This is a genomic window from Gemmata palustris (assembly GCF_017939745.1).
In the GTDB taxonomy this organism is placed as follows: Bacteria; Planctomycetota; Planctomycetia; order Gemmatales; family Gemmataceae; genus Gemmata; species Gemmata palustris.
Genome location: NZ_JAGKQQ010000001.1, coordinates 4,445,214 through 4,471,404, shown reverse-complemented (window position 1 = coordinate 4,471,404; position 26,191 = coordinate 4,445,214). Strand labels below are relative to the sequence as shown.

At 66.7% G+C, this 26,191-nt stretch carries 18 protein-coding genes; 6 read left to right on the top strand and 12 right to left on the bottom strand.

The window, feature by feature from the left end:
• Nucleotides 1–477 precede the first annotated feature (477 nt).
• Nucleotides 478–1,611, top strand: a complete 1,134-nt coding sequence (locus tag J8F10_RS18345) for a YncE family protein (RefSeq protein ID WP_210656086.1) — start codon at nucleotides 478–480, stop codon at nucleotides 1,609–1,611.
• A 121-nt stretch (nucleotides 1,612–1,732) separates the two neighbouring features.
• Here the strand turns inward: J8F10_RS18345 and J8F10_RS18340 are convergent, their stop codons facing one another.
• A complete protein-coding gene (locus J8F10_RS18340; RefSeq protein ID WP_210656084.1) occupies nucleotides 1,733–3,784 on the bottom strand; it encodes a bifunctional serine/threonine-protein kinase/formylglycine-generating enzyme family protein in 2,052 nt (683 codons plus the stop codon).
• Between the two features lie 314 nt (nucleotides 3,785–4,098).
• Between J8F10_RS18340 and J8F10_RS18335 the strand changes: the two genes are divergently transcribed.
• The 5 genes from J8F10_RS18335 (at nucleotide 4,099) to J8F10_RS18315 (ending at nucleotide 9,482) form a co-directional block, all read left to right on the top strand.
• Nucleotides 4,099–4,530: a hypothetical protein gene (locus tag J8F10_RS18335; protein WP_210656074.1), complete on the top strand. Its 432-nt coding sequence runs from the start codon at nucleotides 4,099–4,101 to the stop codon at nucleotides 4,528–4,530.
• A complete protein-coding gene (locus J8F10_RS18330; protein ID WP_210656072.1) occupies nucleotides 4,530–4,760 on the top strand; it encodes a hypothetical protein in 231 nt (76 codons plus the stop codon). Before J8F10_RS18335 ends, J8F10_RS18330 begins: the two co-directional genes overlap by 1 nt.
• Before the next feature lie 133 nt (nucleotides 4,761–4,893).
• Nucleotides 4,894–5,739 carry a DUF1559 domain-containing protein gene (locus J8F10_RS18325; RefSeq protein ID WP_210662020.1) on the top strand — a complete coding sequence of 282 codons (846 nt, stop codon included), beginning with the start codon at nucleotides 4,894–4,896 and terminating at the stop codon, nucleotides 5,737–5,739.
• A gap of 68 nt (nucleotides 5,740–5,807) precedes the next feature.
• Nucleotides 5,808–7,301: a hypothetical protein gene (locus J8F10_RS18320; RefSeq protein ID WP_210656070.1), complete on the top strand. Its 1,494-nt coding sequence runs from the start codon at nucleotides 5,808–5,810 to the stop codon at nucleotides 7,299–7,301.
• A 168-nt stretch (nucleotides 7,302–7,469) separates the two neighbouring features.
• Entirely contained in the window at nucleotides 7,470–9,482 is a 2,013-nt protein-coding gene (locus tag J8F10_RS18315) for an NAD(+) synthase (protein ID WP_210656068.1), read from the top strand.
• Nucleotides 9,483–9,536: 54 nt separating this feature from the next.
• Here J8F10_RS18315 and J8F10_RS18310 read toward each other — a convergent pair whose 3' ends face one another.
• The 11 genes from J8F10_RS18310 to J8F10_RS18260 form a co-directional block, all read right to left on the bottom strand.
• On the bottom strand, nucleotides 9,537–10,049 hold the full coding sequence (locus J8F10_RS18310) for a hypothetical protein (protein ID WP_210656066.1): 513 nt from the start codon (nucleotides 10,047–10,049) through the stop codon (nucleotides 9,537–9,539).
• A 50-nt stretch (nucleotides 10,050–10,099) separates the two neighbouring features.
• Entirely contained in the window at nucleotides 10,100–11,140 is a 1,041-nt protein-coding gene (locus tag J8F10_RS18305) for a prenyltransferase/squalene oxidase repeat-containing protein (protein ID WP_210656064.1), read from the bottom strand.
• A gap of 139 nt (nucleotides 11,141–11,279) precedes the next feature.
• Nucleotides 11,280–14,297, bottom strand: a complete 3,018-nt coding sequence (locus tag J8F10_RS18300) for a hypothetical protein (RefSeq protein ID WP_210656062.1) — start codon at nucleotides 14,295–14,297, stop codon at nucleotides 11,280–11,282.
• A 184-nt stretch (nucleotides 14,298–14,481) separates the two neighbouring features.
• The gene (locus J8F10_RS18295; RefSeq protein ID WP_210656060.1) at nucleotides 14,482–16,737 is read right to left on the bottom strand and encodes a hypothetical protein; all 2,256 of its coding nucleotides are present in this window, start codon (nucleotides 16,735–16,737) and stop codon (nucleotides 14,482–14,484) included.
• Between the two features lie 71 nt (nucleotides 16,738–16,808).
• Nucleotides 16,809–17,192 carry a four helix bundle protein gene (locus J8F10_RS18290; RefSeq protein ID WP_210656058.1) on the bottom strand — a complete coding sequence of 128 codons (384 nt, stop codon included), beginning with the start codon at nucleotides 17,190–17,192 and terminating at the stop codon, nucleotides 16,809–16,811.
• Nucleotides 17,193–17,337: 145 nt separating this feature from the next.
• Entirely contained in the window at nucleotides 17,338–19,935 is a 2,598-nt protein-coding gene (locus J8F10_RS18285; RefSeq protein ID WP_210656057.1) for a VWA domain-containing protein, read from the bottom strand.
• 56 nt (nucleotides 19,936–19,991) lie between these two features.
• Complete coding sequence (locus J8F10_RS18280) at nucleotides 19,992–22,211, bottom strand: BatA domain-containing protein (RefSeq protein ID WP_210656055.1); 2,220 nt, start codon at nucleotides 22,209–22,211, stop codon at nucleotides 19,992–19,994.
• 243 nt (nucleotides 22,212–22,454) lie between these two features.
• On the bottom strand, nucleotides 22,455–23,141 hold the full coding sequence (locus J8F10_RS18275) for a TIGR03067 domain-containing protein (RefSeq protein WP_210656053.1): 687 nt from the start codon (nucleotides 23,139–23,141) through the stop codon (nucleotides 22,455–22,457).
• A gap of 178 nt (nucleotides 23,142–23,319) precedes the next feature.
• On the bottom strand, nucleotides 23,320–23,763 hold the full coding sequence (locus J8F10_RS18270) for a TIGR03067 domain-containing protein (protein WP_210656050.1): 444 nt from the start codon (nucleotides 23,761–23,763) through the stop codon (nucleotides 23,320–23,322).
• Between the two features lie 209 nt (nucleotides 23,764–23,972).
• Complete coding sequence (locus J8F10_RS18265; protein ID WP_210656049.1) at nucleotides 23,973–24,863, bottom strand: DUF58 domain-containing protein; 891 nt, start codon at nucleotides 24,861–24,863, stop codon at nucleotides 23,973–23,975.
• Nucleotides 24,864–24,949: 86 nt separating this feature from the next.
• Nucleotides 24,950–25,963 (bottom strand): AAA family ATPase, encoded by a 1,014-nt coding sequence (locus tag J8F10_RS18260; protein ID WP_210656047.1) that lies wholly within the window; start codon nucleotides 25,961–25,963, stop codon nucleotides 24,950–24,952.
• Between the last annotated feature and the right edge of the window lie 228 nt (nucleotides 25,964–26,191).

The following is a 26,191-nucleotide window of genomic DNA, read 5'->3' as shown; positions in this document are numbered from 1 at the left end:
CCCGACGGCCGGGCACAAGGGGCAACCCAGCCGACTTTTCTTCGCCAACGCCCGCCCGCGTAACGACCTCCGCTACACGACTGCGAACCCGCGCGTTGATCTCCGACACACCGCCCGGACCAGAGTGTTTCACCGCAGAGGGCACACGAGGCCGCGGTGAACGACCGGATTGAGGGCGGACGATTTCAGCCCTTGCTTTCCTCTGCGCCCTCATCTCATGTGCTCTCTGCGGTGAAACACTCTCACAAGGGCTGTCTCAAACGCAAGCGTTGTTGGAACAGTGGTCCCCGCGCGGTGCGGTAGTACGGGTTCGGACGACGTAACATCGTCCTATCGCAGAGCGACGAGTTAAACACTTCCACGGGAATCGTTACAAAGAATATCAGACAAAATGATGGTTGACGGGGCGTATCTGACCTCGTCATACTGCTCGTGTTTGCCGCCGGACGAGACGCTTTAACCCCTTGGAGTGCCACGATGCCCCTTCTTCGGACACTGGCTGTCGGTGTCACCTTCGCCACGTTGCTCACTCTGTCCGGGACAAGTGCCGCTGCCGACCCGATTACCTCGTTCAAGCTCCCATTCATCAAAGGCGGGGTGATGCTCGCCGACGCGAAAACGCTCGTAGTTTCCATCCCGTCCAAAGCGACGCTTGTCTACTACGACACAATCGCCGAGAAGGAACTCAAGCGCGTCGAATTGGACTTCAAGCCCACGTTCATGGCCGTCCAGGGGGACAAACTGTTCGTCGCCACCGACGGGTCCGCGAAGATCCACGTACTCGACGGAGCGACCGCCAAAGAACTGAAGGAGATTGCCGTCCCCGGTGAGCCGGTGCAGGCGCTCGGGTGCCACCCGACCAAGGGGCTGTTGTATGCCGTCAACTTTCAGAACCAGGTATACGCCATCGACTCGGATAAGGGGTCAGTGGACAAGACTGGTGCAACCGGGCAGTACATCGCAGTGGACCCGAGCGACGGAAAGACCGTCTACTTCGGCATTCAAAAGCCGATCCGAAACGTCTTGGTGATGGAGGAAGGACCGGGCAAGTCGGTGAAAATATCTCTTGCCACCGCGAACATCCGTGCGGTGATACTCAAGTACGCTGTCGCCGATAAGGACCTTAAACTTATTGGGGTAAACGACAACGCCTCAGTCAACGGAACGTCACTGGCGGTGAGTTCGGATGGCAAGCAGGTCGTGCTGGCCGGTGCGGGCGGGTGGCGTTCAAAGGTCGATCCGAGGTCGGTCCCCGGTGTGGCCGTCTTCGACACAAAGGATATGGAGACGCGACTGGGACAAACGGAGAGTCCAGGAGGGGGGCCGCAGGGAGTGGCGTTCCACCCGAACCTGAACTTAGGCGTCACGCTCTGCGTGGACGCTAAGGGAAAGTTGCTGACCTTCAGCACCAAGTCATTCGTCTCCAAAGACACTTATGATGTAAGAGACGGATCGCACCCGTGTGTCCTCACCTTCGGGGCGAAGGGAACCAAGATCATCTACGGGTCTATGCCGGGTGTAGGTGGGCCAAAGGAATCGACGATCGAGTTCTTTCCGCTGAAACTCTCCGACGCTGAGAAAGAGATACTTCAGAAAGCGTACCCGAAATAGAGCGCCGACCGCAACTCGCCGCTGAGGTGGATCTGGTGCGAGGCAAGGAGTATCACAAGCCCCGGCATTCCCGGGGTTTTAATGTGCCTTCGGGTGTTCTTGAACCGGGGCCGGCGGCCCCTCACCGCTCCCCGATCCAACAGATGCGAACGCCGACGTCCCGGCGCTGAGCGTCGGGGCCGTACCAACCGCGGTTCGCGGACCGGGCGTCGTGGGCCTGGTTGAACCAAGAGCCCCCGCGCACGACGCGCGCCGGCATGCCCTCGTACCGGTTCTCGCACCACTCCCACACGTTACCGTGCATGTCGCACAGCCCCCACGGGTGCGGGGCCTGCGCCGCGTAACTGCCCACCGCCACCGGGCGCCCCACGTTCCGTCCCTTCGTCGCGGTCCCGAACGGGGCACTGCCGTCAACGTTCGCCTGCGTGCCGTTGAGCCCCGCACCGAAGTAAAAGGGGCGGCCGTTGCCCAACCCGCCGCGGCACGCGTACTCCCACCCGTCCTCGTGTGGGAGCGCGAACGCACCCTTCCGGCCGAACACTTTTTCACCCCCGCCCAGCGCGTTCAGCTTGTCAACGAACTCCCGGCTCTGAACCCACGAAATGCTGTCCACGGGCAATTGCCCGTCCTCGGTGTTCCCTTCGGGGGCGGCCCTGTTATCGCCCCCGAGCTGGGAACCCGGTGCGGCGGACGGGGGGCCGCGCATGACCGCCGCCCACTCCGACCGGGTGACCTCGTATCGGCCCATCCAGAACCCGTTCGTCGTGAATGTGCCGCGCCGCTCCTCGCGCTCGTCCGGGAGCCAGGCCGGGGCCTGCCCGAACGACTTCAGAACGGTGTCCCGTTCGGCACTCGGGGAACCGAGTTGGCACTCCCCGGGCGGAACCCAGCAGAACGTCATGGTCACCCCGTCGGGGAGCCGAAATTCGCGCGTTTCGCCCGGTGCGGGTCCGCTCAACCTCCACCCCGGCGGAAGGAAGGTATGGGGCGCGAGGAGCGCGAAACCGGCACACAAACCGACCACGATGAACAGGCCCGCGCCCAGCACCCACCCCGCGGACCCGCGCGATTTCTTGCGCCGGACCGGTTTCGGCTCGTTCCAGACGCGCCAGTCGGCCGGGCGCGGGGGCGCGGGGGCCGGCTCCGGTTCGGTTCGCGGGGGCGGAACGTCCGTCGGCGCCTCCGGTGCGGCACTCGGATCCGTACCCGTGGGGTGTGCGCGTTCGGAGGGGCCGTCCGTCTTGTGGATCAGTGCCGCGAGCGCGGACTCCCACGCGCCCGCGTCCGGCGGGCGCCGCTCGGGGTTGATGGCCGCGCTCCGGACGATGAGTTCGACCAACTCGCCCGGCACCCGGAGCCGGCGCAGTTCGTGGCCCGCGTCCGTTCCCGGGGCCGTCGTCAGATCGGCCAGAACCATCTGGTACGCGATGACGCCCAGCGCGAACACGTCGTCGCGCGGGCTGGGGGCGCTGCCGAACAACTGCTCCTGGGGCGCGTAGATCCGGGTGCCCGCGGCGCGCAACTCGGACGGCAGGCGCGGCGCCCCCTCGGTCGCGCTCTCGGTCGTGAGGTCCATCGGGCGCAGGGCCACGCCCCCGATCCCGAAGTCGGTGATGCGCGGGACCGACCGGGCCATCAGCACGTTGTGCGGCTTCATGTCCCGGTGTACGAGCGGCGGGTCGAACCGGTGGAACGTGCCGAGCGCCCCGGCGATGGCGTGGAGCGCGCGCACCGCGAGGTCGGTGCGCGCGCGGGGCGGGAGCCCGCGCCACTGGGTGATGGCGCGCGCGAGGGTGCCGCCCTCGACGAACTCGTACATGAGCCAGGGGGTGTCGCCGTCGAGGTTGCAGTCGAGGAGCGGGACGACGTTCGGGTGCTTGGCCGCGTACTTCATCACCCGCAGGACGACGTTCTTCTCGTGGGTGACGAGGCGGTTCCGGGCGACCGGGTCGGTGCAGAATTTCACGGCCCGGGGGTTCTGCTCGGCGTCCCAGGCGTGCCGCGCGAGCCAGACCTCGCCGAACCCGCCCCCGCCGAGTTTGCGCTCGAGGAGCCAGCTCGAGAGCCCGGGTACCGGGGTGCCCGCGGCGAACACGGGCACCGGGCGCACGGTCAGGAGTTTCAGATCGTCGGGGGATTGGACGCGGGTGCTATCGACCGGGGTGCCACTCATCGACCGCTCTCGTGGGGGCGCAACCACACAAGTTTCTTGTAGTGCGCGATTGGGAGCGGTGCCGGCCGCCCGAGGTACTCGCCCGACAAGTGCCGCGGGGGATCTGTACTTATTGCAATGATTTCGACCCCGAGTTCGTTGAACAGGGCCATGTCTTTGTTTAGAGCGAATAGTTGTGAGACACTGTGGGGCAGTAGACGAACTCAGGGCGCCCACGATCCTTCTGTGCTCCATGCCCCGGAGCCCGCGCTCCCCAACGAAACTCGTACCCCTACAACTTTCAATGGGCATCACCGGTTTTGGACGCGAGTGAAATGAACACCTTTGAACGCGACCGTATCGCCATCCGCTACCCCACGAACTGGACCGCGGAGGAGGCCGAAGACCCCGAAAGCGGCGGCTGGTCCGTAACCGTGTCCAGCCCGGACACGGCGTTCTTTATGATGTCGCTCCAACCGGAGGCCCGCGACCCGGGCGAACTCGCGGACCAGTCGCTCGATGCGCTGAAGGGCGAGTACAAGGATCTGGACTCGGAAGACGTGACGGAAACGATTAGTGGTCAACCCGCCATCGGGTTCAACGCGGACTTCCTCACGGTGGACACGGCCACGAACTGTCGCGTGCGCTGCATGGACACGTTCGCCGGGCCGCTGTTGCTGCTCGCCCAAGTGAGCGAATACGACCGCGCGCGGAACGAACCCGTGCTGAACGCCATCATCAAATCGCTGAACGTGGACGTCGATTGATGCGCACCACGCTCCTCGTTTTGTTGGTTTGCGCCACACTCGATCTGATCGCGGTCCTGGGGCTGCTCGGTGTGGTGTGGGCGCTGCACCGGCAGATGCGGAAAGAGGCCGCAGTGCGCGGGGAAGTGATCGCGTCCGCTGCGTCGCAGTTCGGGTACGTTCTCGCCGGACTGGTCGGTCTGTTCGCGGCGTTTTGCGGACTGATCGCGGCCCTTTTCCTGTGGGCGTGATTCCCGTGTGGCACGGTTGATGATTTCTCGTTTTCACCGTTGCGTGCTTCCGGCCCTTTCGCTCCACTAATGGTTGTTTTGTTGTGTGTCGGACCGCGCTCCCGATCCGGCCCTGACCCTTTGAAGGGCTGTCATGCGCCCGTTTTCTCGCGGCCGCAGTGGGTTCACCCTGATTGAGCTGCTGGTCGTCATCGCGATCATCGCGATCCTGATCGGGCTGTTGCTCCCCGCGGTCCAGAAGGTGCGCGAGGCCGCGGCCCGGATCAAGTGCGCGAACAACATGAAACAGGTCGGGCTCGCGTTCCACAATTACCTCTCCGCGCACGACACGTTCCCGCCCGGGTGGCGCACGGATTACCACAACTACGCGGTGTGGCTGCTGCCGTACATCGAACAGACCGCGGTCGCGGCCCGGTACGACCTGAACTTGCCGTACACGCACGCTTCCAACGCGCCCGCGGTCGAAAACGACATCGCGATTCTGGTGTGCCCGTCCGCCCCGTCCCGGCCCCGGCTGTTCGTGTGCGATTACCCCATTTCCGAATCGGTCTCCGTGACGCAGAGCGAGTTCGGCTTGCCGACCACACCCGATACGAGTTGGAGGATCGGCTTCTTCCGGGCGAGTAATGAACCGGTGCGGGTGGGCGCAGTCAGTGACGGGCTGTCGAACACGTTCATGGTGTTCGAGGACGGCGGGCGCCCGGAATCGTGGGCGAACGGGAAGCGCATTTCCGGCGGCATCATCAACGGGAACGAGCGCTGGGCCGATTCCGAGAACCGGATCACGATCGAGGTGGTGTGCAACGGGACCAGCCCGATCAACTGCCACAACGGGAACGAGATCTACTCGTTCCACGGCGGCGGGGCGAATTTCCTCCTGGGCGACGGGGCCGTGCGGTTCTTCCGCCAGAGCATGTCCGGGGCCACGTTCGTCGCGTTGTACAGCCGCGCTGCGGGCGACGTGGCGCCGAACGAGTGACGGCGGGTCGCGTTCCGGGATCGCGGTCGGTAGGATGTTGGCACCGATCGCTCCCGATGGAACCCCGCATGTCCACCGACCCGTTCGCCGCGAAGCGCCAGGAGATGCGCGACGAGTTCTTCGCCAAATTGTTCCTGCTCGGCGGGTGGCTCGGCGGGACCGATACGTACAAGCGCACCATGTGGACCGCGGTACCCGAAATCGCGCTCCAGCGCGCCGCGTACACCCTCACGTTTCGCAAGGGCCTGCCCGAGGTCGGGGCGAACAACCGGCTCGTCATGGCCGGGCACGAGGCCATGCTCGCGCAGTGGTTCCACCGACCCCTCAAGAGGCGCGACATCGAACTGTCGCGCGCGTGGTACGCGACCCACTCCGCGACGAAGGCGTTCCCCGCCGAAGTGTGGGACGCGGTGCTCGAACAGCCGGGCGAAGACCTCACGTTACCCATCGACATTTGGGGGCTCCCCGGCGGGCAGACGTTCCTCGCCGGCGTGCCGAGTATCACCTTTGAAGGCGCGGGCGGGCTGATTTCCTATCTCGAGCCCGCGATGTGCCGCTACTTCGCGCCGATCATCCAGGCGACCAAGGCCCGCCTCATGAGCGAAGCGACCCCGCGCGACGCCGAGTTCGGGCTGCGCTCCGCGCCGGTCGAGGTGTGCAACCTCGTTCTGCTCCTCGCGCGGTTCGTTGGCGGGGCGGGGACATCGGGGGCCGCGCAACTCACGTCCAACGACACGGCCGAGTTCGTGTGGCCGGAGCTGTTCAAGTCGATCGGCACCATCGGTCACGAAATGATGTGCGCGGCGCAATCGTTCGAGAAGACGCTCGCGGCGAGCGAGTACGAGATGATGGACCGGTTCGTGTCGAAGATGGGTACCGCGTCGCTGCTCTGCGACCTCGTGGACGCGGAAACTGTCGGCCTGGAGAACGCCCTGCGCGTGATCCGCGCGCACCCGGAAACCGATCGCGTGGGGGTGCGCGTCGATAGCGGCGACATCGCGGCGCAGTGCGTGCTGTACTTCCAGCGCATGAAGGCGCTCGGTATCCCGCCGCGCGTGATTGTCTTCGAGGACGAAGTCACCCCCGACGGCGTGCGCCGCGTCTACGACGTGTTCCGCACGCAGACCGGCATCGAGCCGACGATGCTGTTCCCGGGGGCGGGCGGGTACTGGTGGAAACTGGTCCACCGCGACACCGTGAGTGCAGTGTTCAAGCGCACCGCAACGGCGGACCGGCCGAACGTGAAGTTCTCCAATTCGCCGGGTAAAGAAACGATTCCGGGCTACGTCCGCGTGTACGCACGCGGCGACACACTCGTCGTCGCGGACAAGAGCGAGAGCATCGACGGCGAACCGCTGTTCGTGAAACTGGTGGAGCAGGGCCGCGTGGTGTACTCGGAGGACTTCCGATCACAAGCGGCCCGCGCGGAACGCACCTGGGCGCGATACACGCGGTGGGAACCGTCGCCGCTGGTGGCCGAGCACCTGAGTCGATTCAACGCGATGCGCACCGCGGAAGTCGCAGAGGCGCGTGCCCGACTGTCCGCGGGAACTACGGGATAATGGCCCGTTCACCGCATCGCAGATCGCTGCGCGCGGGGGCGCAGTTGGTAGAATGTTGGTAGGGCGTGAACGATAACGAACACGTATGTTGTGACCGGTGCAACCACGGTCACGACCAGCAATTGAAGCCGTTCACCGGAATCGCCGTCGAGGTGATATAACTTCGCCATGAACACACACGGCTTCCTTCGCGTCGCGGCGGCCAGCCCGGAACTGCGGGTCGCAGATTGCCCGTTCAACGCGGACCGCACGCTCGCGCTCATGGCCCGGGCCGAGGGGCAGGGGGTCAACCTGCTCGTGTTCCCGGAGTGCGGGTTAACCGGCTACACGTGTCACGACCTGTTCCACCTGTCGTCGCTGCAGCGCGCCGCCGAGGAAGCGCTCGCGAAGGTGGTGGAGAAGGGCGCGACCGTGTTCCGCGGGGTCGCGGTGGTGGGGCTGCCGCTCGCGATCGAGGGGCAGCTCTTCAACTGCGCCGCGGTCGTTCACGGGGGCAAGGTGCTCGGCATCGTCCCCAAAACGTACCTGCCGAATTACAAGGAGTTCTACGACGCCCGGTACTTCTGCCCGGCCGACAACGCGAACTTCTCCGCCGCGTCGTGCGCCGGCCAGAGCGTGCCGTTCGGCACCAACTTGCTGTTCGACTGCCGCACGATGAACGGGTTCACGCTCGGCGTCGAAATTTGCGAAGACCTGTGGATGCCCGTCGCCCCCAGCGCGCTCCAGGCGGTGATGGGCGCGACCGTGTTCGCGAACCTGTCCGCGAGCAACGAGGTGATCGGCAAGGCCGGGTACCGGCGCCAGTTGGTGAGCTCGCAGTCGGCGCGGTGCATCGGGGGGTACGTGTACGCGTCCTGCGGGGAGGGCGAGTCGACGACCGACATCGTGTTCGGCGGGCACTGCATCGTGGCCGAGAACGGCGTGATCCTCGCGGAGTCCGAACGGTTCCGCCACGGGCAGCAGTTGCTCGTGACCGACCTCGACCTCGACCGGCTCCTGCACGACCGCATCCAGACGAACACGTTCCACGACGCCAACCGGGTGGCGGACCTGGGCCTGGGCAAGTACCGGACCCTGTCGTTCGATCTGGAACCCACGGCGCGCGAGCCGAAGCTCGTGCGCGCGGTGGACGCGAACCCCTTTGTGCCCTCCGACCCGGCCACGTGCGACGAGCGGTGCCGCGACATCTTCCAGACGCAGGTCGCGGCGCTCGGGCGCCGGCTCTCGCACGTCGGGCTCCCGCCGGTCGCCATCGGCGTGTCGGGCGGGCTGGACTCCACGCTCGCGCTGCTCGTCGTGTGCAAGACGATGGACGAACTGGGGGTGCCGCGCGAGGGCGTTCACGCGCTCACGATGCCGGGCTTCGGCACGAGCGCGGGCACGCGGACGAACGCACACGACCTCGCCCGCGCGCTGAACATCACGCTGCGCGAGATCGACATCCGCGCGATGTGTTTGGAGCAAATGCGGGCACTGGGCCACGCCCCGTTCGGCATCCGGCTCGAGACCGAGACCGTCGCTTCGCTTTCGGAGCGGCTGTGCCGGCTGCCGGAGGACAACCGCTCCGACCTCACGTTCGAGAACGTGCAGGCCCGCGCCCGCACCGCGCTCCTGATGAACACCGGGTTCGTGATCGGCACGGGCGACCTCTCGGAACTCGCGCTCGGGTGGTGTACCTATAACGCCGACCACATGAGCATGTACAACCCGAACGTGAGCATCCCGAAGACACTGGTGAAGTTCCTGGTGGAGTGGGCGGCGCACAACGAGTTCGACGGCCCCGCGCGCGACACGTTGCTCGAGATCGTGAAAACTCCGATTTCGCCGGAACTGTTGCCCACCGGCGCGAACGGCGAAATCGCGCAATCGACCGAATCGACCGTCGGTCCCTACGAACTGGTGGACTTCTTCCTCTACCACTTCCTGCGGTTCGGCGCGGAGCCCGAGAAGATCCTCTTCCTCGCGGGGCACGCGAAGTTCGCGCGCGAGTACACCGCGGACACCTTGCGCCACTGGCTCCGGGTGTTCCTCAAGCGGTTCTTTGCGAACCAGTTCAAGCGGAGCTGTTTGCCCGACGGCCCGAAGGTAGGTTCGGTGAGCGTCTCGCCCCGCGGCGACTGGCGCATGCCCAGCGACGCGGCCGTCCGCGTGTGGCTCGACGCGGTGGAGGGGGGCGAGTGAACGACCGGGCGGAATTGAACTAATGGTCATTGATAACGTTTGCCCCGAATCGGCTCACCGCGACTGGCAGTTGTACTCGCGCGGTAATTCGGCTTCGCAGACACCGCACTCGAACACGGCGTGCTTCACGAGATTGAGCGCTGCGCACTTTGGACAGCGCCGGAATTCGCACCGCGGGTCGAAGCCGTCCGTTGGCCCAAGTCCCGCCCCGCGCAGTGCGCCGACCACATCCGCCCACGACTCCGGTTCCGGGCAATAGCCGGTCGACTGGTTGCTGATTCGCGTCACGGTTACAGCGTCGCCGTGAACCGCAAAGCAAATTTCGCCGGCCGTGCGCACCGGTCGGGTACCGGCACAGGCGACGTGTTCCGAATGGCGGTCGGCGATGAGGAGCGTTCCCGCCTCGCTCACGACAAAAGTAACGGTTACTTCAACTGCGACGAGCGGCCCTTCGGTGTTCGAGGCGACCCAGCGAAGTACGTCTTCCGGCGACGCGATCGGGGTTCCGCGTGGGGGCGGGCCGCAGCGGTTCGCGATCGCGCGCGGACCGACGAAGTGGTAGAGCACGGTTCCGGCCTCTGACTTCATCGCACCCGGGCGAACCGCTACCCCTACCGTCACTTCTGGTAGATCGGCAGGTAGTGCGTCGGCACGCTGAGGATCAGCACCGCGATCGCCGTTTGGTACGAGGAACCGTAGGCCGCTTCGAGGCGCGGGTCGTACCACTCGCCGGTGTTTTTCTGGTAGCCCGGCGAGAGCAGCTTGTCGCGCATCCGCTTGTAATACTTCTCCCACAACTCGCCGCCGATCTGGTTCATCGCGTGGCAGGCGTAGTAGTGGCCGTACCAGTAGTGGGCGCGGTCGTCGCTGATCTTTTCCAGGTACTCCACCGCCTGCTTGATCTCGTCCGCGTCGTACTGGCCGCACAGTTGGAGCACGCACACGCCCGCGGCCGTGCGCGCGTAGCCCGCGCCGGCCGAATAGGGCTGGTACTTGTACCCGCCGGTGCGCTTGTCGTAACAGCGGTTCACGTACTTGATGGCGTCCTTCATCACCTTGTCCGGGACGTGGACGCCCGCGTCCTGCGCGCCGCGCAGCGCCATCACCTGCATGATCGTGACCGAGATGTCCGCGCCGGTGGGGGCCGGGTCGTAGCGCCAGCCGCCCTCGTTGTTCTGCGTCTTGATAATGAGGTCGATGGCCCGCTTGGTGACCTTCTTCACGTCCTCGTCGCCGGTCATGCCGTAGGCCTGCGTGAGCGCGAGCGTGGCCATGCCGTGGCAGTACATGTTGCCGCCGCGGGCGCCGACCAGGTACCCGTCCTCGCGGGCCACGGAGCACAAGTTGCGGATGCCTTTCGCGACCGCTCGGGCGTGGTCGCCCTGGGTCGGCATGTGGCCGTTCGACATAAACGCGAGGAGCACGAAACCGGTGATCGCGGTGTTCCCCCACGAGCCGTCGGACTCTTGCTTGTCGGCGAGGTACCTGAGCGCCTTGTCCACCGCCTTCTTGGTGTCGTCGTCCATCTTCACGTTGTCCTTGGGGACAACGCCCATCGGCTTCGGCTCGTCGGCCGCCGGCGGTTGGGTGGCGGCCGGGGCCGCGAACACGCCCCCGAGGGCAGTGGCGAGCACGGTAGCGAGGACGGTGCGGCGCATGAAGTTACTCCCGCGGACGAGGGCTGTGGGGGCGGGCACAGCGCGTGTGTTCTTTAGAAGGGCTCATTCGGACAGAGGGCCGGTGAACCGACACGTTCGGTTCCCGGCCCTCGGGGTTACGAGCGTAGGCGCCGGCGGGTCACTTGCCGCCCGGGGCCGGGGCGCCGGCGGCCGGCTTGCCGTTCTTGATGTTGATGTTGTACTGCTTAATCAGTTCGCGGAACTCGGCCGGGAACTGGGTGTCGGCGGTTTGCTGGACCTTGTCGCGGTCCTTGTTGCGGAGCTTGATGAAGTTGCTGTCGCCGTTGGCGTTGTTCCCGGACGACCCGACGTTCTTCAGTTTGTCGTTGCCGTTCATGTCGCCTTCGCTCATGCCCATGTTCATCGGCTGACCCATTCCCATCCCCATTCCCATCCCGGGCTGCATGCCCATTCCCATCCCAGGTTGCATCCCCATGCCGGGTTGCATTCCCATCCCCATACCCATGCCGGGCTGCATACCCATCATTCCCATACCCATACCCATTCCGGCTTGGGCCATCATCCCCATTCCGGGTTGGGCGCCCATCATGCCCTGGGCCATTGCCGCTTGGTTGAGTGCCTCGAGTGCCTGTTGAAGCCCCTGGGCGGCTTGCTGCTGGTTCATCCCGGCCTGACCGGGCTGCCCCTGTTGGAGCTGCTCGCCGGCCTTTCCGAGCTGCTCGCCGGCCTTTTGTAGCTGTCCCTGCACGGCCATCGGCGCGTTCGCCTGGGCCTGCTGCAGCGCGGCCTGGGCCGCGGCGTTGGCCTGTTGCGACTGCTGGAGCGCCTTCGTCGCATCGAGGACTTGCTGCTGGTTCTTGGCGATCTCGCCGGCCATCGGGTTCATGGGCGTCCCCATGTCGCCCATCATCGGCTGACCGGCCTTTTTCAACTCGTCGAGGGCCTTCTGCTGGTTCTCGATGGCTTTCGGCAGGTCGCCCTTTTCGAGCGCTTGAGCGGCTTTCTCCGCGGCCTTCATCGCGTCGGGGAGCTTCTGGTTGTCGGCCCGCTTCGCGATCTCTTTTTGCAGCTGCACGATGTCGGGCGGGGTCTTGCCCTCGACCGGCTCTTGGAGCGCCTTGTCCGCCATGTTCGCTTTGTCGGCCGCCATGTTCGCCTGCTCGATGGCCTTGGCGAGTTGCTGCGCGGCTTGCTGCGGGTCCACCTTGTTCGGCTGGAGCGCGGCCTGGTCCGCGGCCTCCTGGCCCTTCTTCTCATCGACCTTTTTCTGAACGTCCTTCGCGGCCTCGGCGAGCTTGTCGGCCGCTTCCATTGCCTTTTCGCTGCCCGTCATCGGCATGTTCATGGCGAGGTCGTTCTTCGCGCCCTCCTGCTTCGTACCGGCCTCATCAACCTTCTTGGCCGCGTCCGGGGCGAGTTCCTTGAGCTGCATCCCCACGTCCTTCGTCGGCGGCGTGAGATCGTCTTGTTTCTTGGCGAGGTCGCCCGTTTCGGGCTTCTTCGGGTCCGCCGCGGCCTTGTCCGCGGCCTTCGCCAGATCCTTTTCTTTCTTGGCGAGTTCTTCGAGCTTGTTCTTCAGGTCTTCCAGTTTGGCGATTTCGGCGCGGCGCTCTTCGATGGCTTTCGCCTGCTTTTCGAGTTCGTCCTTTGCGTCTTGCAGCGCCTTGAGGGCCTCTTGTTGGTTCGGCTTGGCATCGGCCGGCTTCTTGTTGTCGAGCTTCTCGCCGGCCTGTTTTTGCGCGTCCGCGGCCTTATCGAGCGCTTTCTTGGCGTCGGTGTTCGGCGGGAGCGGGGTGTTCCGCAGGTCGTCGGTCTTCTTGGCCACGTCCTTTTGGGCGGTGGCCGCGTCCGGGGTGCGGTTCGGTTGCTCCGCGGCCTTGTCGGTCTTGGCGTTCGTTTCTTTTTGTTCCTTGATGATCTGTTCGACCTGCTCGATGGCCTGCTTGGTCGCGGCCAGCGGATCGACCTTCGCGAGTTCCGCGGCGGCGATCTGGCGGTCGAGTTCGTCCTTCGCGGCCTTCAGCGCGTCGAGGGCCTTTTCCTGCGGCTCTTGCGCGCCGGCGATGTCCCGGTCGCGGAGCTTGTCTTCGGCCTTCCACTGCTGCGTTTCGGCCGGCTTGAGGGCGTCGGCGACTTCCGGGGCGGCTTTCTCGGCGGCCTTACGCGCGTCCCGGGCGGCGAACTCGGCCTTGGTCTGCGCGTTCGCGAGCTCGTTGGCGCGGACGGTCTTCGGGTCGGTTCCGGGTCTGCGCGGCCGGTCCGTCTCGACGCGCTCGGGCTGCTCGGCCGTGTCTTTGTTCACTTTCGTCTGCGCGTCGATGGCCTTCGCGACCTGCTTCTGGGCCTCTTTCAGAGCGTCCATGCGGCTACCCGGCGGGGCGCGGAGCGCGGCGGCGAGGTCCTTCAGTTCCTTCGCGTGGCGGCGCTGGCGCTCGACCGCCCCGCCCTCGCCGATGAAGTTACCGGCGCGGAGGGCCGGCGCGGTGTTGCCCATATCGGCGGCGAGCTTGATGCCCCGCGGAAGGGCCTCGGCCTTCTCGACGCGCGCGAGCTGTTCCGGGGTGAGTTGCTTCTCGTCGATGAGCCGCTTCACCTGTTTGAACACCGCGAGCACCTCGGTGCGGAGGTCGGCCTGCTCGATGGCGAGCTCCTCGCGGTCGTCCGCGCGCGCGCCGGCCCGGGAGGGCAGCGTGCTGTTGGTGTGGGCCGCGGTGACGAGTTTGATCTGCTTCTCGGCGGCGAGTTCCAGGCGCTCGGCGGCCTCGTCGAGGTTCTTAATCACGTCGAGCTGGCCGAGCATCACCTTGAGCTGCTGCACGACCTTGAGGTGCTTCGTGTACGCTTCCTTCTGCTCCAGGGTGGCGCTCAACGGGTTCGGCGCGTTCACCGCTTTTTCCAGGTGGCCGAGCACCTCGGTGATCTGGTCCCGGCTCAGCCCGCGGAGCCCGTCGGCGACGTCGCGGAGCGTCTTCTGTTCCGCGTCGGCGGGCAGGCGCTGGTACCGCATGACGTTGAGCGTCGAGTAGGCGCGGCGGGCCGCCTCGTCCACGCGGGCCTTGATCTTCTTCTGCTCGTCCCGCTGCTTGGCCGGGTCGATGTCCTTGGAGACGGCCAGCGGAACGGTTGTCCCGGCCAGCAGCAGTGCGGCCACGAACCAACCACGACGAGCAACCATCGGCGGGCCTCCTTGAGGCGGGTGGTGCGCGGAGAGGGGCGCCCCGGTGAGAAGTCTTTTCAGTATCCAACCGTCACACGTGGAATGCAATCGGAAATCATTCGCCCTGTTACGCGAGCGTTTCAGGTGCGGCGCGAGAAACTGGCAGGTACCGTGCCGCCCGTTGCGGTTACTGCTTGGGCGGTTACTGCTTGGGCAGCTCCTTCTTCGGCTCCTTGAAGACGTTCCCCTGGTCGGCGGCGAGCTCGCGGAGCTTGTTCTGAAGGCGATCGTACTCCACGTTTCGCATTTGGGTCGCGATCCGGGCGTCCTCGGGGGTGACCACGATCTTCCGGCGCGCCTCCTTGGTGTAACCGGGCGCGCGGCCGGGCGTCGGGTTCTTATCGAACACCTCCACGAATAATTCAACCGTGTCGCCGACCTCGAGTTTCGCGTTAACGAAACTTCCGGTGCTATCGGGGATTTTTTTGGTCAGCCCGTCGATCTCGAAGTTGTAGCGCCCGCCGGCTTCGAGCCCGCCCGGGACCGCGTCCGGCGCGGGCGAGGGCCAGAGGTAGAACTCGATGTTCACCCGGTCGCGGTCGGGCTCGCTCAGCCCCGCCCAGGACTTCTCGAACAGCCCCAGATCGGGCACGAACTTGCCCACTTTGGTCAGGTCCGCGGTGATCGGTTTGAGCGGCAGGCGGTTGAACACCTTGTTCTCCGGGTCCTGCCGCGGGTGCTGAATGTCCTGGACCTCTTTGGGGTAAGCGTCCGGCGCGACGCCCCGCGGGATCACGCGGTACGCGATGTTCGCCCGGCCGATGCCCTGCTCGGACCGGGTGTTGTAGATCACCATCACGCGCCCCCCCTGGGCGAGCGGGATGCGGTCGCCCCACTCGTACACTTTCGGGTCGCCCTGGCCGCCGAAGTCGGTCGGGTCCGGGTGGCGGTCGGATTCGGGCAAAAACGTGACGACCGGGGGGCGGTCGTCCAGCATGCGCACGTTGCGCCGGATCGGGACCGAGTTCACGAACCCGCGGTCGTCGGTCAGCTCGATCCGGTACCCGATGGTCTTCTCGGTGGTGGGGAACAGCCACACGGCGGATTTGCGGTCGGCGCCGGTGTCGCGCGGCGCGTGGAAGTCCGCGGGGCCGTCCGGGTAGTCCTTTTCGCGCACCCCGTCGCGCACGATGGGGATCAGGCGCGCCTTCTGCACCGGCTTGTTGAACTTCGCTTCGACGAGGATCTGGGACTGAGGCAGGGCGTCGGTCACCTCGCCGCGCACCCCGCCGTCGCTCTTGCGGACATACGGCGCGCCGTTGGGCTGGGTGCCCAGGAACTTCGGGAGCCACTGCTCGGCGGTGAGCGCGTCGCTGTCCGCGCTCAATTGCGGCGGCGGCTCGAACCGGACGCGGCCCGGGGCGCGGGTCCGGCCGTTGTCGAGGCGCGCGGTGAAGCTGAAGTCGAGTGATGATGCGGGGAGCTTGGCGACGAAGTACGCGGCTCCGGGTTCGCCCTCGACCTCCTTGTCGTACACGAGGTCGTAACTCTCTTCCGGCTGGCCGTCCGGTTCGACCCGCAGCCGCCCGGAGAACCCGTCCGCGGGCGGCGCGAGCGCGAACCCGTGCTCCGCGCGGAGCCGCTCGGTGAACCACGGGCGCGGGTAGTCGCCGGTCACCTTGTACCGGATTTCGACTTCCGCCCCGGTCGGCCACACGTCTTGCGACACGTTTTGCAGGTGAATCGTGCGCGGGATCTCCACGCTCAGGAGCAACTGGCGCTTGAGCAGGACGGCGGCCAGCGCGGGCTTCGCGAGCGCGTAAGCGGCCCAGCCGCCGAGCACCGGCCCCGCGACCAGCGCCGCGAGCGCGAGGCGCCGGTAGTCGACCAATTTGAGGAGGTTGTGCCGTGCGGAGAGCTCGCCCGCTTCGCGCGTGACGTCCGCGATCAGTGATTGGGACATGCCCTGCGTCCGGGCCGTCGGGCGGTTCAGTTGGAGCGCGGTTACGAGCCGGTGCCCGAACTCGGGAATGGCTTCTTCGGCCGCGCCCGCGAGTTCGTCCACCGAGGGCGTTCGGCGCCACGGGCGGACGAGCAGGTAGTACGCGAGAACGAGCGCGAGGGCCGCTTGCCCGCCGGTCATGGCGACGCGGAGCCACTTGGGGGAGTCGTCGATGACGGCCGCGGCCGGTGCCCGGAACCCGTAGTGGAGCCGCAGGTGCTCGGTGAACCAGCGGTCCTCGGCCGCGGGCGCCGGGGCGGGGGCGAAGACCCAGGTGTCCTTGAGGAACTGGCGCCACGTTTCGGAGCCGAGGTACCGGTCGGCGGCCCAATCCGTGAGGCACGCGGCCGCGAGCACGGCGCCGACGACGGCCCCCCACCGCGCGCCGCCCCACGCGAGCCGGACCAGTTGTTCCGTGAACCGCCAGCGCTTGAGTTGTCCGAGTAAATGGGTCATGGGGCCAGAGGTCAGAGGACAGAGGACAGAGGACAGAGGACAGAGGACAGAGGACAGAGGACAGAGGAGCCTCACATTGTGTCCGCGAGAAGGAATGGTTCCGGGTTCTGAATCATTGCACCCAGCATTTTGCCCACCTCACAGCACAAGCCCGCGGCCCGGCGGTGATCTTCTTCGGTGATGTAACCGTGAACCAGGGCAAAATCGAGCGCGGTGTCCGTCTCGTTACTCTCTCCGTCACAGTCTGTAAGTTTGCTGACAAAGTGAGCGCGGTACCGACGTTTGGCCCATGCTTCCCGCAAGTTCAAGCAGATCGAACGTGAAGACCGGCGCAACTGGCTCGTGAGGGCGTAGATCTCCTCTCTCGGAAAACGCAGCGTCAGCTCGAACGCCAATTTACCAAGCTCAAACGCTTTTTGATAAACGGTGAGGTCTTTTGCGGAGTTAATACGCACGGCGATAGTCCCCGACGTTTTGACTTTTTACCCGCTTCACTGGCTACTGTTTTTTGCTGTTTTCTGTCTTCCTCGTCTTCTGATCTCTGGTCTGGTCTTGTCCTCTGGCTTCTGGCTTCTGTCCTCTGTCCTCTGTCCCCTGGCCTCAACTCAGGCCGCAGAACTTGCGCAAAAACCACTCGAGCGACAGCAGGCCGATCAGCAGGGCCATCCACCACTTGTTCCACAAGACGGTTTCGTCGCGCCGGGTGAACTTCGTGTACTGCGGTTTCACGTCGTCCGGCAGTCGGGACAGGTCTTCCTCGTGGTAGAACTGGCCCGGGCGCTCGGCCGCGCCGCTGTCGGCGGCGAGCTTCATCATTTCGAGTTCCGCGAGCCCGCCGGGCGCTTGCTCGTGATCGGGCGGCAGGTTGACGCGGTACTCCAGGTGCGCCGGGGACTTGTTGTTCGGCGTCACGGTGAGCTTGAAGCGCCCGAACCGGTTGAACGGGAGCGGCGCCACGAACTCGCCGTCCTGCCCGTGGAGCTTCCGCAGCTTCACCGGCGCGGTGCGGTCCCGGGCGTTCGGGTCCGCGTCGAGTTGCTCCAGCGTCGCGTCGATCTCGTCGGCCGCGTAGGGCTTGAAGTTCTCGTCGAGGACGCGGGCGTAAATCTGCCCGCTCTTGCCCTGGACCGGTTCGAGCGTGTCGAGCGAGACCTGCGTCAGCTTGGTCCCGATGGCCCGGGGGACGCCGGCCAGGTACACGCACTGGCTCCAGAACCGGCCGAAGTACCGGTCGGCCTCGTTGAACCGCCACTTCCAGGTGTCGTCGAACGCGCAGAACAGGACGTAGCCCTTGCCGTAGTAGTGGCCCGCGAGCAGCGGCATCGGCCGGTTGTCCGGCTCGGGGGTGCGCGCGGTCGGGTGAACGAGGAACGTTTCCGCGCCCGGTTTGAGGCGGGTGACGGGGTAGTACCACTCGATCGGTTGGAGCTGCTTCTTCTTCGTCTCGCGGCTCGGCTCGGGCGCGGACGGGGTGTCGTTCGGGCCGGTCGGGGCGGTGCGCCCCCACAGGTCCGCGTTGTCGAGCGGGTCGTCCTCGAGGGCCACGAGCGGGTTCCGGGTCGCGGTCGGCGCGAGGGCCGGGACGAACGGTTGGTAGTACCGGCCCTGGGGCGGCTGGATCGCGAACTTGACCGGCTTCAACTCGACCGGCAAAACGTCGGCGACGGACGCTTGCCCGCCGTCCGCGGTGAGCCACCCGCTCGGGCCGTTCCACTTCCCCGCGATGTGAACCATCCCGCCGCCCTCGGCCACGAACTCTTTGATGACCTGCTGGTGCTCGCGCGAGAAGAACTTGCCCGGTACGTCGCCCAGGATGAGCAGGTCGTACTCGTTGACGAGCTTGCGGAACTCTTCCCGCTCCAGGCTGAGCGTGCCGTTGAGCTGGCGCGTGAACTCGAGGAGCCACGGGTACCCGGACTTCATCGCCTCGCGGTCGCCCTCGGTGAGAAAGAACCGCGCGTCCACGCGCCGGTCGCGCAGGAGCGCCCGCTGGAGGAACTGGAAGTCCTTGCGCGGCAGCCCGTCCACCACCAGCACCTTGAGCTTCTTGGTGACGACCTGCGTGGGCTTGGTGGTCGAATCGGTGAGCGCGTCCGCGACAACGCCGGCCGGTCCGCCGGGCGTGACCGTTACGGTGACGGTGATTTCCTGCTTCTTGGACCCCGCTTCCTCTTTGCTCGGCACGAAAGTCAGCACCTCGCGCAGGTCGTCGCCCCCGCGCGCCGGGATGCCGCGCTTGGCGGCGACCTCGCGGTCGCCGAACTTCACCACGATGTCGACCGTGCCCCCGGCGACGCCCTTGACGGCGTAGCGCACCGGCACGGCCACGGTGTCGTCGATGAACACCGATTCCGGCACGCCCGCGTCGCGCAGCCGGAGCTGGCCGAACGAGGAACTCCCGACGCCGTAGATGTGGAGCGGGATCCGGCGCGCGCGGTACCGCTCCGCGAGTTCGGTGAGGCTCTTGTCGCTGGCGTTCTCGCGCCCGTCGGTGACGACGACGACGGCCGCGGGCTGTTCGTTTTCGTCGCGGTTGAGCAGCTCGAGGGCCGCGTTCACGAGCTTGGTCCGCGGCTGGTCCGCGGTGAGGCTCTTGATCCACGCGGTGTCGCCGGAGTCCCGCCCGGTGCGGCCCGAGCCGAACGTGGAGACCTCGAGCGGCCCGGTCTTCTTGAGCTTGTTGAGCAGGTCGAGCCGCGGGTTGGTGAGCGCGGCGCGGGCGACCTCCAGGCGCGTGGGGCGCTCGGGCACCGACCCCCGGTCCGCGGGCGAGTGCGCCGGGAAGGGCTTGCCGGGCTCGATGAGGCCGAACGCGAGCGCCGCGCGCCACTGGTCGTCGGGGTTCGGGCGCGGGTCCTTTTGGTCCATGCTCTGCGACACGTCGATGAGCACGGCGACGGGCCGGGGGCGCTCGCCGGCCCGCTCGCTGACCCACACGGGCCGCGTGAGGAGGAACGCGACGACGGTCACGATGGCCGCGCGCACGCCCGTGAGGAGCAGCCGCTGGGCCGCGGTCAGCCGCCCGGCTTCTTTGGCGTAGAGCACGACGACCGCGGCGACCGCGACGAGCCCCAACGGGATCGCGACCTCGGGGCGGATGCCGCCCCGGACCTGGGGTTCGCCGGTGAACAGGCCCCAGAACAGGCCCAGGAGCGGCGCGTCGGCGAACTGCGGGGCGATTGCGAACAGCGCGTTCATAAAGCGTTACACTCGTCGGTACCGGCCGTCGTTGCGCGCGCCACTCCGGGGAACATTCACCACGCTTTTCCGCAGGACCACGCCCAGGCCGCTTCACCGATCAGCAGGAAGAGCAGCCCTAACAGGAACCAGTGGGTCCACTCGCCGCGGGTGCGGCGCTCGCGCACGGCGGTCTCGGTGCCGGCCCCGGCCGTGATGATCGCGGGGCGGAACCCGAGCAATTTTTCCAACTCGCTGTCGGTGATCGCGTCGAGGTTCTCGGTTTCGCGCAGGTCGGGGTTCACGGCGAACGTGATGCCGTCCGTCTCGGGCGCCCCGACGGGCACGATCGCGTACTCGCCGGCCACGAGCGCGTCGGCGGTGCTCACGGTGAGCTTCTGCCCCACTTCGGCCTTCGGCTCGGGGAGCTTCACGCGCGGGCGCACCTTGTCGCCCGGTTTCGCCCCGCGCGGGCGCGGCTTCACCAGCTCGAACCCCGGCGCGGTCACGGGCGGCGCCCAGGTCAGCGTGTCGCCGGCGGTGCGGGTGCCGCCCGGAACCTTGCGGCCCGTGAGGTGCGCGACGAGGTACGTGGTCATCGGGACCGCGAGCTGCCCGTCGGACATCATGCGCCCCCAGGTCTCGTCGAGCGACGTGGCGAAGAAGATCACCTCGCCCTCACCGACGACGCGGGACGCGACCAGGGGCTTGCCGTCGGTGGTGCGCATCAGGACGCGCCCGCCGTTCGGGGCCGCTTCGTCCAGTTTGAGCACGCGCGTCAGCGTCGCGCGCCGGAGCCAGTCCGTGTACGGCTTGACTTGCCCGAGCACGGAGGTCGCGTCGATGCTCTCCGCGGCCGGCACGAACGGGGCCGAGTCGGTCGCTTCCCACGTCCCGCGGGCCAGCGGGAACGGGAGCAGCCCGGCGCCGCCGAACACGCGGTTGTAGGCGTCCGCTTGCACCAGGTCGCCGCACCCGATCACGAGCCCGCCCCCGGCCCGCACGAACTCGGCGAGCTTCGTCACGAACGCGGGCGGCAGCCCGGAGAGCGGGTCGTCGGTCCGGGCCGCGGCGTTGAGGAGGTAAACGATGTCCTTCCCCGCGAGCTTGTCCGGGCTGACCTCTTGGGGAAGGACCGATTCCGTTTCGATGAAGTATTTTTCGATCTTGTCGCGGTCGCGGTCGGCGTCGAACGGGACGAGGGCCTTCCGCGCGAACCAGTCGCCCGCGTCGGTGGCGGGCTGGCCCGCGAACGGGTGCGCGACCAGCAGCACGCGCACCTTGTCCCGCACGCCGACGATCTTGTACAGCACGTTGTCGCCCTCGAGCCCGTCGCCGTCCACGAACACCGCGAGGAGCCGCGCGCCGGCCTCGTCGAGGCTCCCCGTCAGGGTCACTTCCGCGTTCGCGCCCGCGTCGATGTGCTCGATCTGCACCACGTCGCGTTCGACCGCCTTGCCGTCGAGTTCGAGCGACACCTTCACGCCGCGGATCGGCTCGCGCCCCGTGTTGCGGACCGTGACCACGAACGGCACGCGGGTCCGGGTGTGCGGGATCGCGGCGATCAGCTTCACGTCGGTGATGGAGACGTTCGATACCTTGCGCTCCGGGTTGCCGCACCGGATAAAGACGAGGTTGGCCCGCGCTTTAATTTCCTCGCACTTGGCGCGCACGGCCCCCTGCTGGCGCGTGAACCCGGTCTGCTGCAGGTCGGAGAAGACGTAGATCTCCTTCGCGGGCGCGGTACCGCTCTCGGCCGCGGTCAGGGCGTCGGTCAGCCCGGGCAGGAAGTCCGTCGCGAGGCTCGTGACCTCGACGCCCTGGATGACCTGCTTGGCCTGGTCGCGGTTGTAGCGCGAGACCGGGCCGAGCAGGTGGGCGCGGTCGGCGCACGAGTACACCTGCACCGACGACTTGTTGGGCAGCGTTTCGAGGACGGCGAGCGCGGCCTCTTTCGCGCGCTCGATCCGGGTCCGCTCGCCGTCGCGCGCGGCCATGCTGTACGACGTATCGAACACGAACACCGCGTCGATGGTTTCGTTCCCGCTCGGAGACGCGGACTCCCGCCCCGGGCGGGCGATGGCGAGGGCGAGCAGGACCAGCGCGAGGCACCGCAGCGCGAGGAGCACCCATTCCTGGAACTTGAGGCGCCGACTGGTCTGTTCGATGGCCTCCTTAAGGAACTTCATCGGCGCCCACGGGAGCGGCTTGTACCGCGCGCGGTAGAAGAAGTGCAGCGCGATCGGTACGGTCACCGCGGTCGCGCCGAGCAACATCATGGGAGCCAGGAGCTGCATCGCGTGGGAACCTGAAAGGCGGTCGGAGGGCTACTTCGGGCCGGTCGTCGGTCGCGTCGGCTTCACGGGTTGGGCAACTGGTTCAGGACCGTTTTTGTGGGTCACACGATTGCGCCGTCCGTTTCGATGGCGCTGCGTCAAAAACTCGCGTATTCTGCTGGTGACACCGGCCTCTGGTCGGTGCCACCAAACAAAAGACCAAACGCACCAATTAAGCACAGCGCTTCGACGGCACGCCTCGGATCACTTAGTGGTGCCCCGGGACGTGCTGCGGTAGGTGCCGCGCGAGGTTCCCGAGCGCGCGGTGCCGCTGAACGATCCCGGCACGTCCCCGTTCACCTTTTTCAGCGTCATGAGGACGACGCCGGACACGTCGGGCTTGCCCGGCTCGGACACGTCCGGGCGCGCCTTGAACTCCTTCGGGGGCGCCTTCTTGTCGTCCCGGGTGAACGCGACGACGAGCGCGTCCCCGTCGAACTTGTAGATCCACTTCCACGTGTTCGGGTCCTGCGATGCCGGGGCGTCGCCCGATCGCGACGTACCGCGGAAGGTGCTGCGGGTCGTGCCGCGTGCGGTGCCCCGCGCCGGTTCGTCCGCGCTGGCGCGGAGGTGCGCCATGACCTTCGGGTCCTGCTTTTCGTCGAGCGCGAACCGCGTTGTGAACTCCTCGCGCCCGTTGTCGAGGATCGTCATCCGGTTCCCCTCGAACTGGAACCGGACGTACTTCAGGTCCTCGAGGTCGCGCGTTTTTTCGGCCTCCGGGCGGTTGGTCCGGCCGTTGTCGAACGTGTCGATGCGCCACGCGCCCTGGAGCTTCTTGTGGTCGGCGCTGACGTCCGCCGAGCGCGCGTTCGGTTCGGTCAGCCGCGCGCACCCCCCGCCGAGTGCGGCGCCGAAAACGAGCAGCGCGAACGTGATGGGCTTGCGCATGGCCGGGTTCCTCACTTCTTGACGCGGGTAAAGGTCAGCGACGCGATCGTTCCCCCGTCCCCGCCGCTGAAGTTTTTGAGCGCTTCTTCTTGATCGCCGGAGGTGCCCGGGTGCCCGCACCGCGGACGCCGTTCCGACCATTGCGACGAACGGCACGAGTACGGCGCAACGCACGGCGCTATCTACCCTGTAACTCGAGCACCCAGACCGGGGGGCCGTCGGTCGCGTCGAAGGCGGTCGGGCGCGGGTGCGGGTTCGGCGCGGTCACCACTTTCACTTTGTCGCCCTCGACCGTGTAAATCCCGCGGAGGACCACCGGCACGAATTTTCCGTCGCGCCGTTCCTGTTGCGGGGAGTCGTCCGGTGCCAGTTGCGTGAGGTCGATTTCCTTCGGGCTCGTGTCCGGGCGGAGCGCCATCGCGTAGCGCTTCTGGTCCGTACCTCCGACCAACCAGGTCCACTTGTCGCCGGACACGCGGACCGTGATCGGGGCCTGCTTCGCGCGGTCGGCCACGGTCAATTTCCACTCGCCCTGGAACCGGCCGAAGTCGTCACGCGGCTCGGGCGTGCGGATCGCGAAGTACCACACGGCGACCGCGACCACACCGGCGACCGCGGCCACGATCGCAAAGCGCCGACGGGAGGAACCTCCCCCCCCGTCCCCCCTCGCCCCTTGTGAGGGAGAACCCCCCACGGGTTCCCCCTGCGACCCCCTCCTGGCAGGGAAGGGGGAGCTGGCGCGCGAAATCGCCGTGCTTGAGGCGACGTCGGCCGACAGTTCTTTCTCCCCCTTCCCTTCAGGGAGTGGGGACGGGGGGGTAGGTTCTTCCATCATCGGCGCCCCATCTGCAGCCGGCGCACGAGGTACTCGGACAGTGCCACGTCGAGCGGTCGGTCGGTCATCATCCGCACGTAATCCACCCCGCTGCCGTCGCAGCCCCGCTGAATGTCCGCGAGGTACTTCTTCACGATGCGCAGGTACGCCGGGCGCAGCAGGTGCGGGCGCGTCATCCGCTCCTCGAACCCCTCCAGCCCGATGAAGCGGACGTTGCCGTCGAGCGGGAACTGCACCTCGTCCGGGTGGAGGACGTGGAACAGGATCACCTCGTGCCCGCGGAACCGCAGGTGCCGCAGCGCGGCCAGGATCGGGTCGAGGTCCTCGAGGCAGTCGGAGATCAGGCACACGATCCCGCGCCGGGCGATGCGGTCGGCCACTTCGTCGAGCAGCGGGCCGATGCTCGTGCGGTCGCGCGGCTGCGTATCCTCGAGCGTGTGCGCGATCGCGTTGATGTGCGCGAGGGAGCTGCTCGCCGGGAGCTCCGCGGCCCACGCGGTGTTGAAGACGCGCAGGCTCACGCTGTCGCGCTGGCGGATCGTCATGTACGCGACGGACGCGGCCAGGAGCTTGGCGTACTCGAGCTTGTTCGTGCCCCCGCGCCCGTACCGCATCGAGTTGCTGCCGTCGAGCAGCAGGTGGCACAGGAAGTTGGTTTCCTGCTCGTACTGCTTGATCGTGTAGCGCTCGGACCGACCGTAACCCTTCCAGTCGATGTGCCGGATGTCGTCGCCGGGGACGTACTCGCGGTGCTGGACGAACTCGACGGAGAACCCCTTAAAAGGGCTCTTGTGGTCCCCGACGCGCAGCCCCTCGACCACCTGCCGGGCTTTCATGCCCAGGGCTTCGGCGCGGGCCAGGATTTGGGGATCGAGGTAGCTCGGCATCGCGGCTCACAGGCGAACCCCGGACGCGAGTCCGGGGGTATGGGTTGGGAGCATTACCCCCGGACTCGCGTCCGGGGGCACCGAGGTCAAGCGGCCACGGCCTTCGCCGCGGTCTTCACCAGTTGGCGGATCACCTCGTCGATTGTAACGCCCTCGCTCTGCGCGGCGAAGTTGAGAATGAGCCGGTGGCGCAGGATCGGCGTGGCCACCGCGACCACGTCGTCGCCGGCCACGTGGTTCGAGCCGCGCAGGAGCGCGTGGGCCTTCGCCGCGAGGATCAGGTTCATGCTCGCGCGCGGCCCGGCGCCCCACGTGAGCCACTTCTGCACGAACTCCGCGGCCTCCGGGGTGCCCGGGCGCGACAGCCGGGTGATCCGCTTCGCGAAGTGGAACACCTTGTCCGACACGGGCACGCGGCGCACGATGTGCTGCAGCCCGAGGATGTCCTCGCCGTTGAGCACCGGGCTCACGGTCACCTTCGTGTCCGAGGTGCCCATGCGCATGATCTGCTCCTCTTCCGCGTCGGTCGGGTAATCGACCTTGATGAGGAACAGGAACCGGTCCAACTGTGCCTCGGGGAGCGGGTAGGTGCCCTCTTGTTCGATCGGGTTCTGCGTCGCGAGCACGAAGAACGGGCTGCGCATCGGGTGGTCGGTGCCGCCGATGGACACCTTGCGCTCCTGCATCGCCTCGAGGAGCGCGGCCTGTGTTTTGGGCGGGGTCCGGTTGATCTCGTCGGCCAGCACGATGTTCGAGAAGATCGGGCCGGCCATGAACTTGAACATGCGCTCCCGGGTCACCGGGTCGTCCTGGATCACCTCGGAGCCGGTGATGTCCGACGGCATCAGGTCGGGGGTGAACTGGATGCGCTTGAACCCGAGGTCGAGCGCCTGGGCCAGCGTGGAGACCATGAGGGTCTTCGCCAGCCCCGGCACGCCCATGAGCAGCGCGTGACTGCGGCAGAAGATCGCCATGAGCAGCTCGTCGACCACCTTTTCCTGACCAACGATGACCTTGCCGATTTCTTTCTTCAACTTCTGGTGCGCGGCCCGAAGTTTCTCGATCATCGCAACGTCGTTTTCCACGGGTTCGGCGCTCATGGTTGCTGATCGGTTTGGTTGTGATTGGGCGGGAGAGGGGCCGGCAGGTTAGGACTATCTAACCACAGAAGGCGAACGGACGCAAAGGGATTAAACTCCGCCCGCGGCAGAAAGTAGCGACGGAAAATTGGAACGCTCGGGGCGGTTCGATTTGGGTTGCGACGAAGGAACGCGCGCAGCCGTTTGCGGTGCGCGCTTCGGTGTTGTGGCGGATGAGGTCCGGGACGC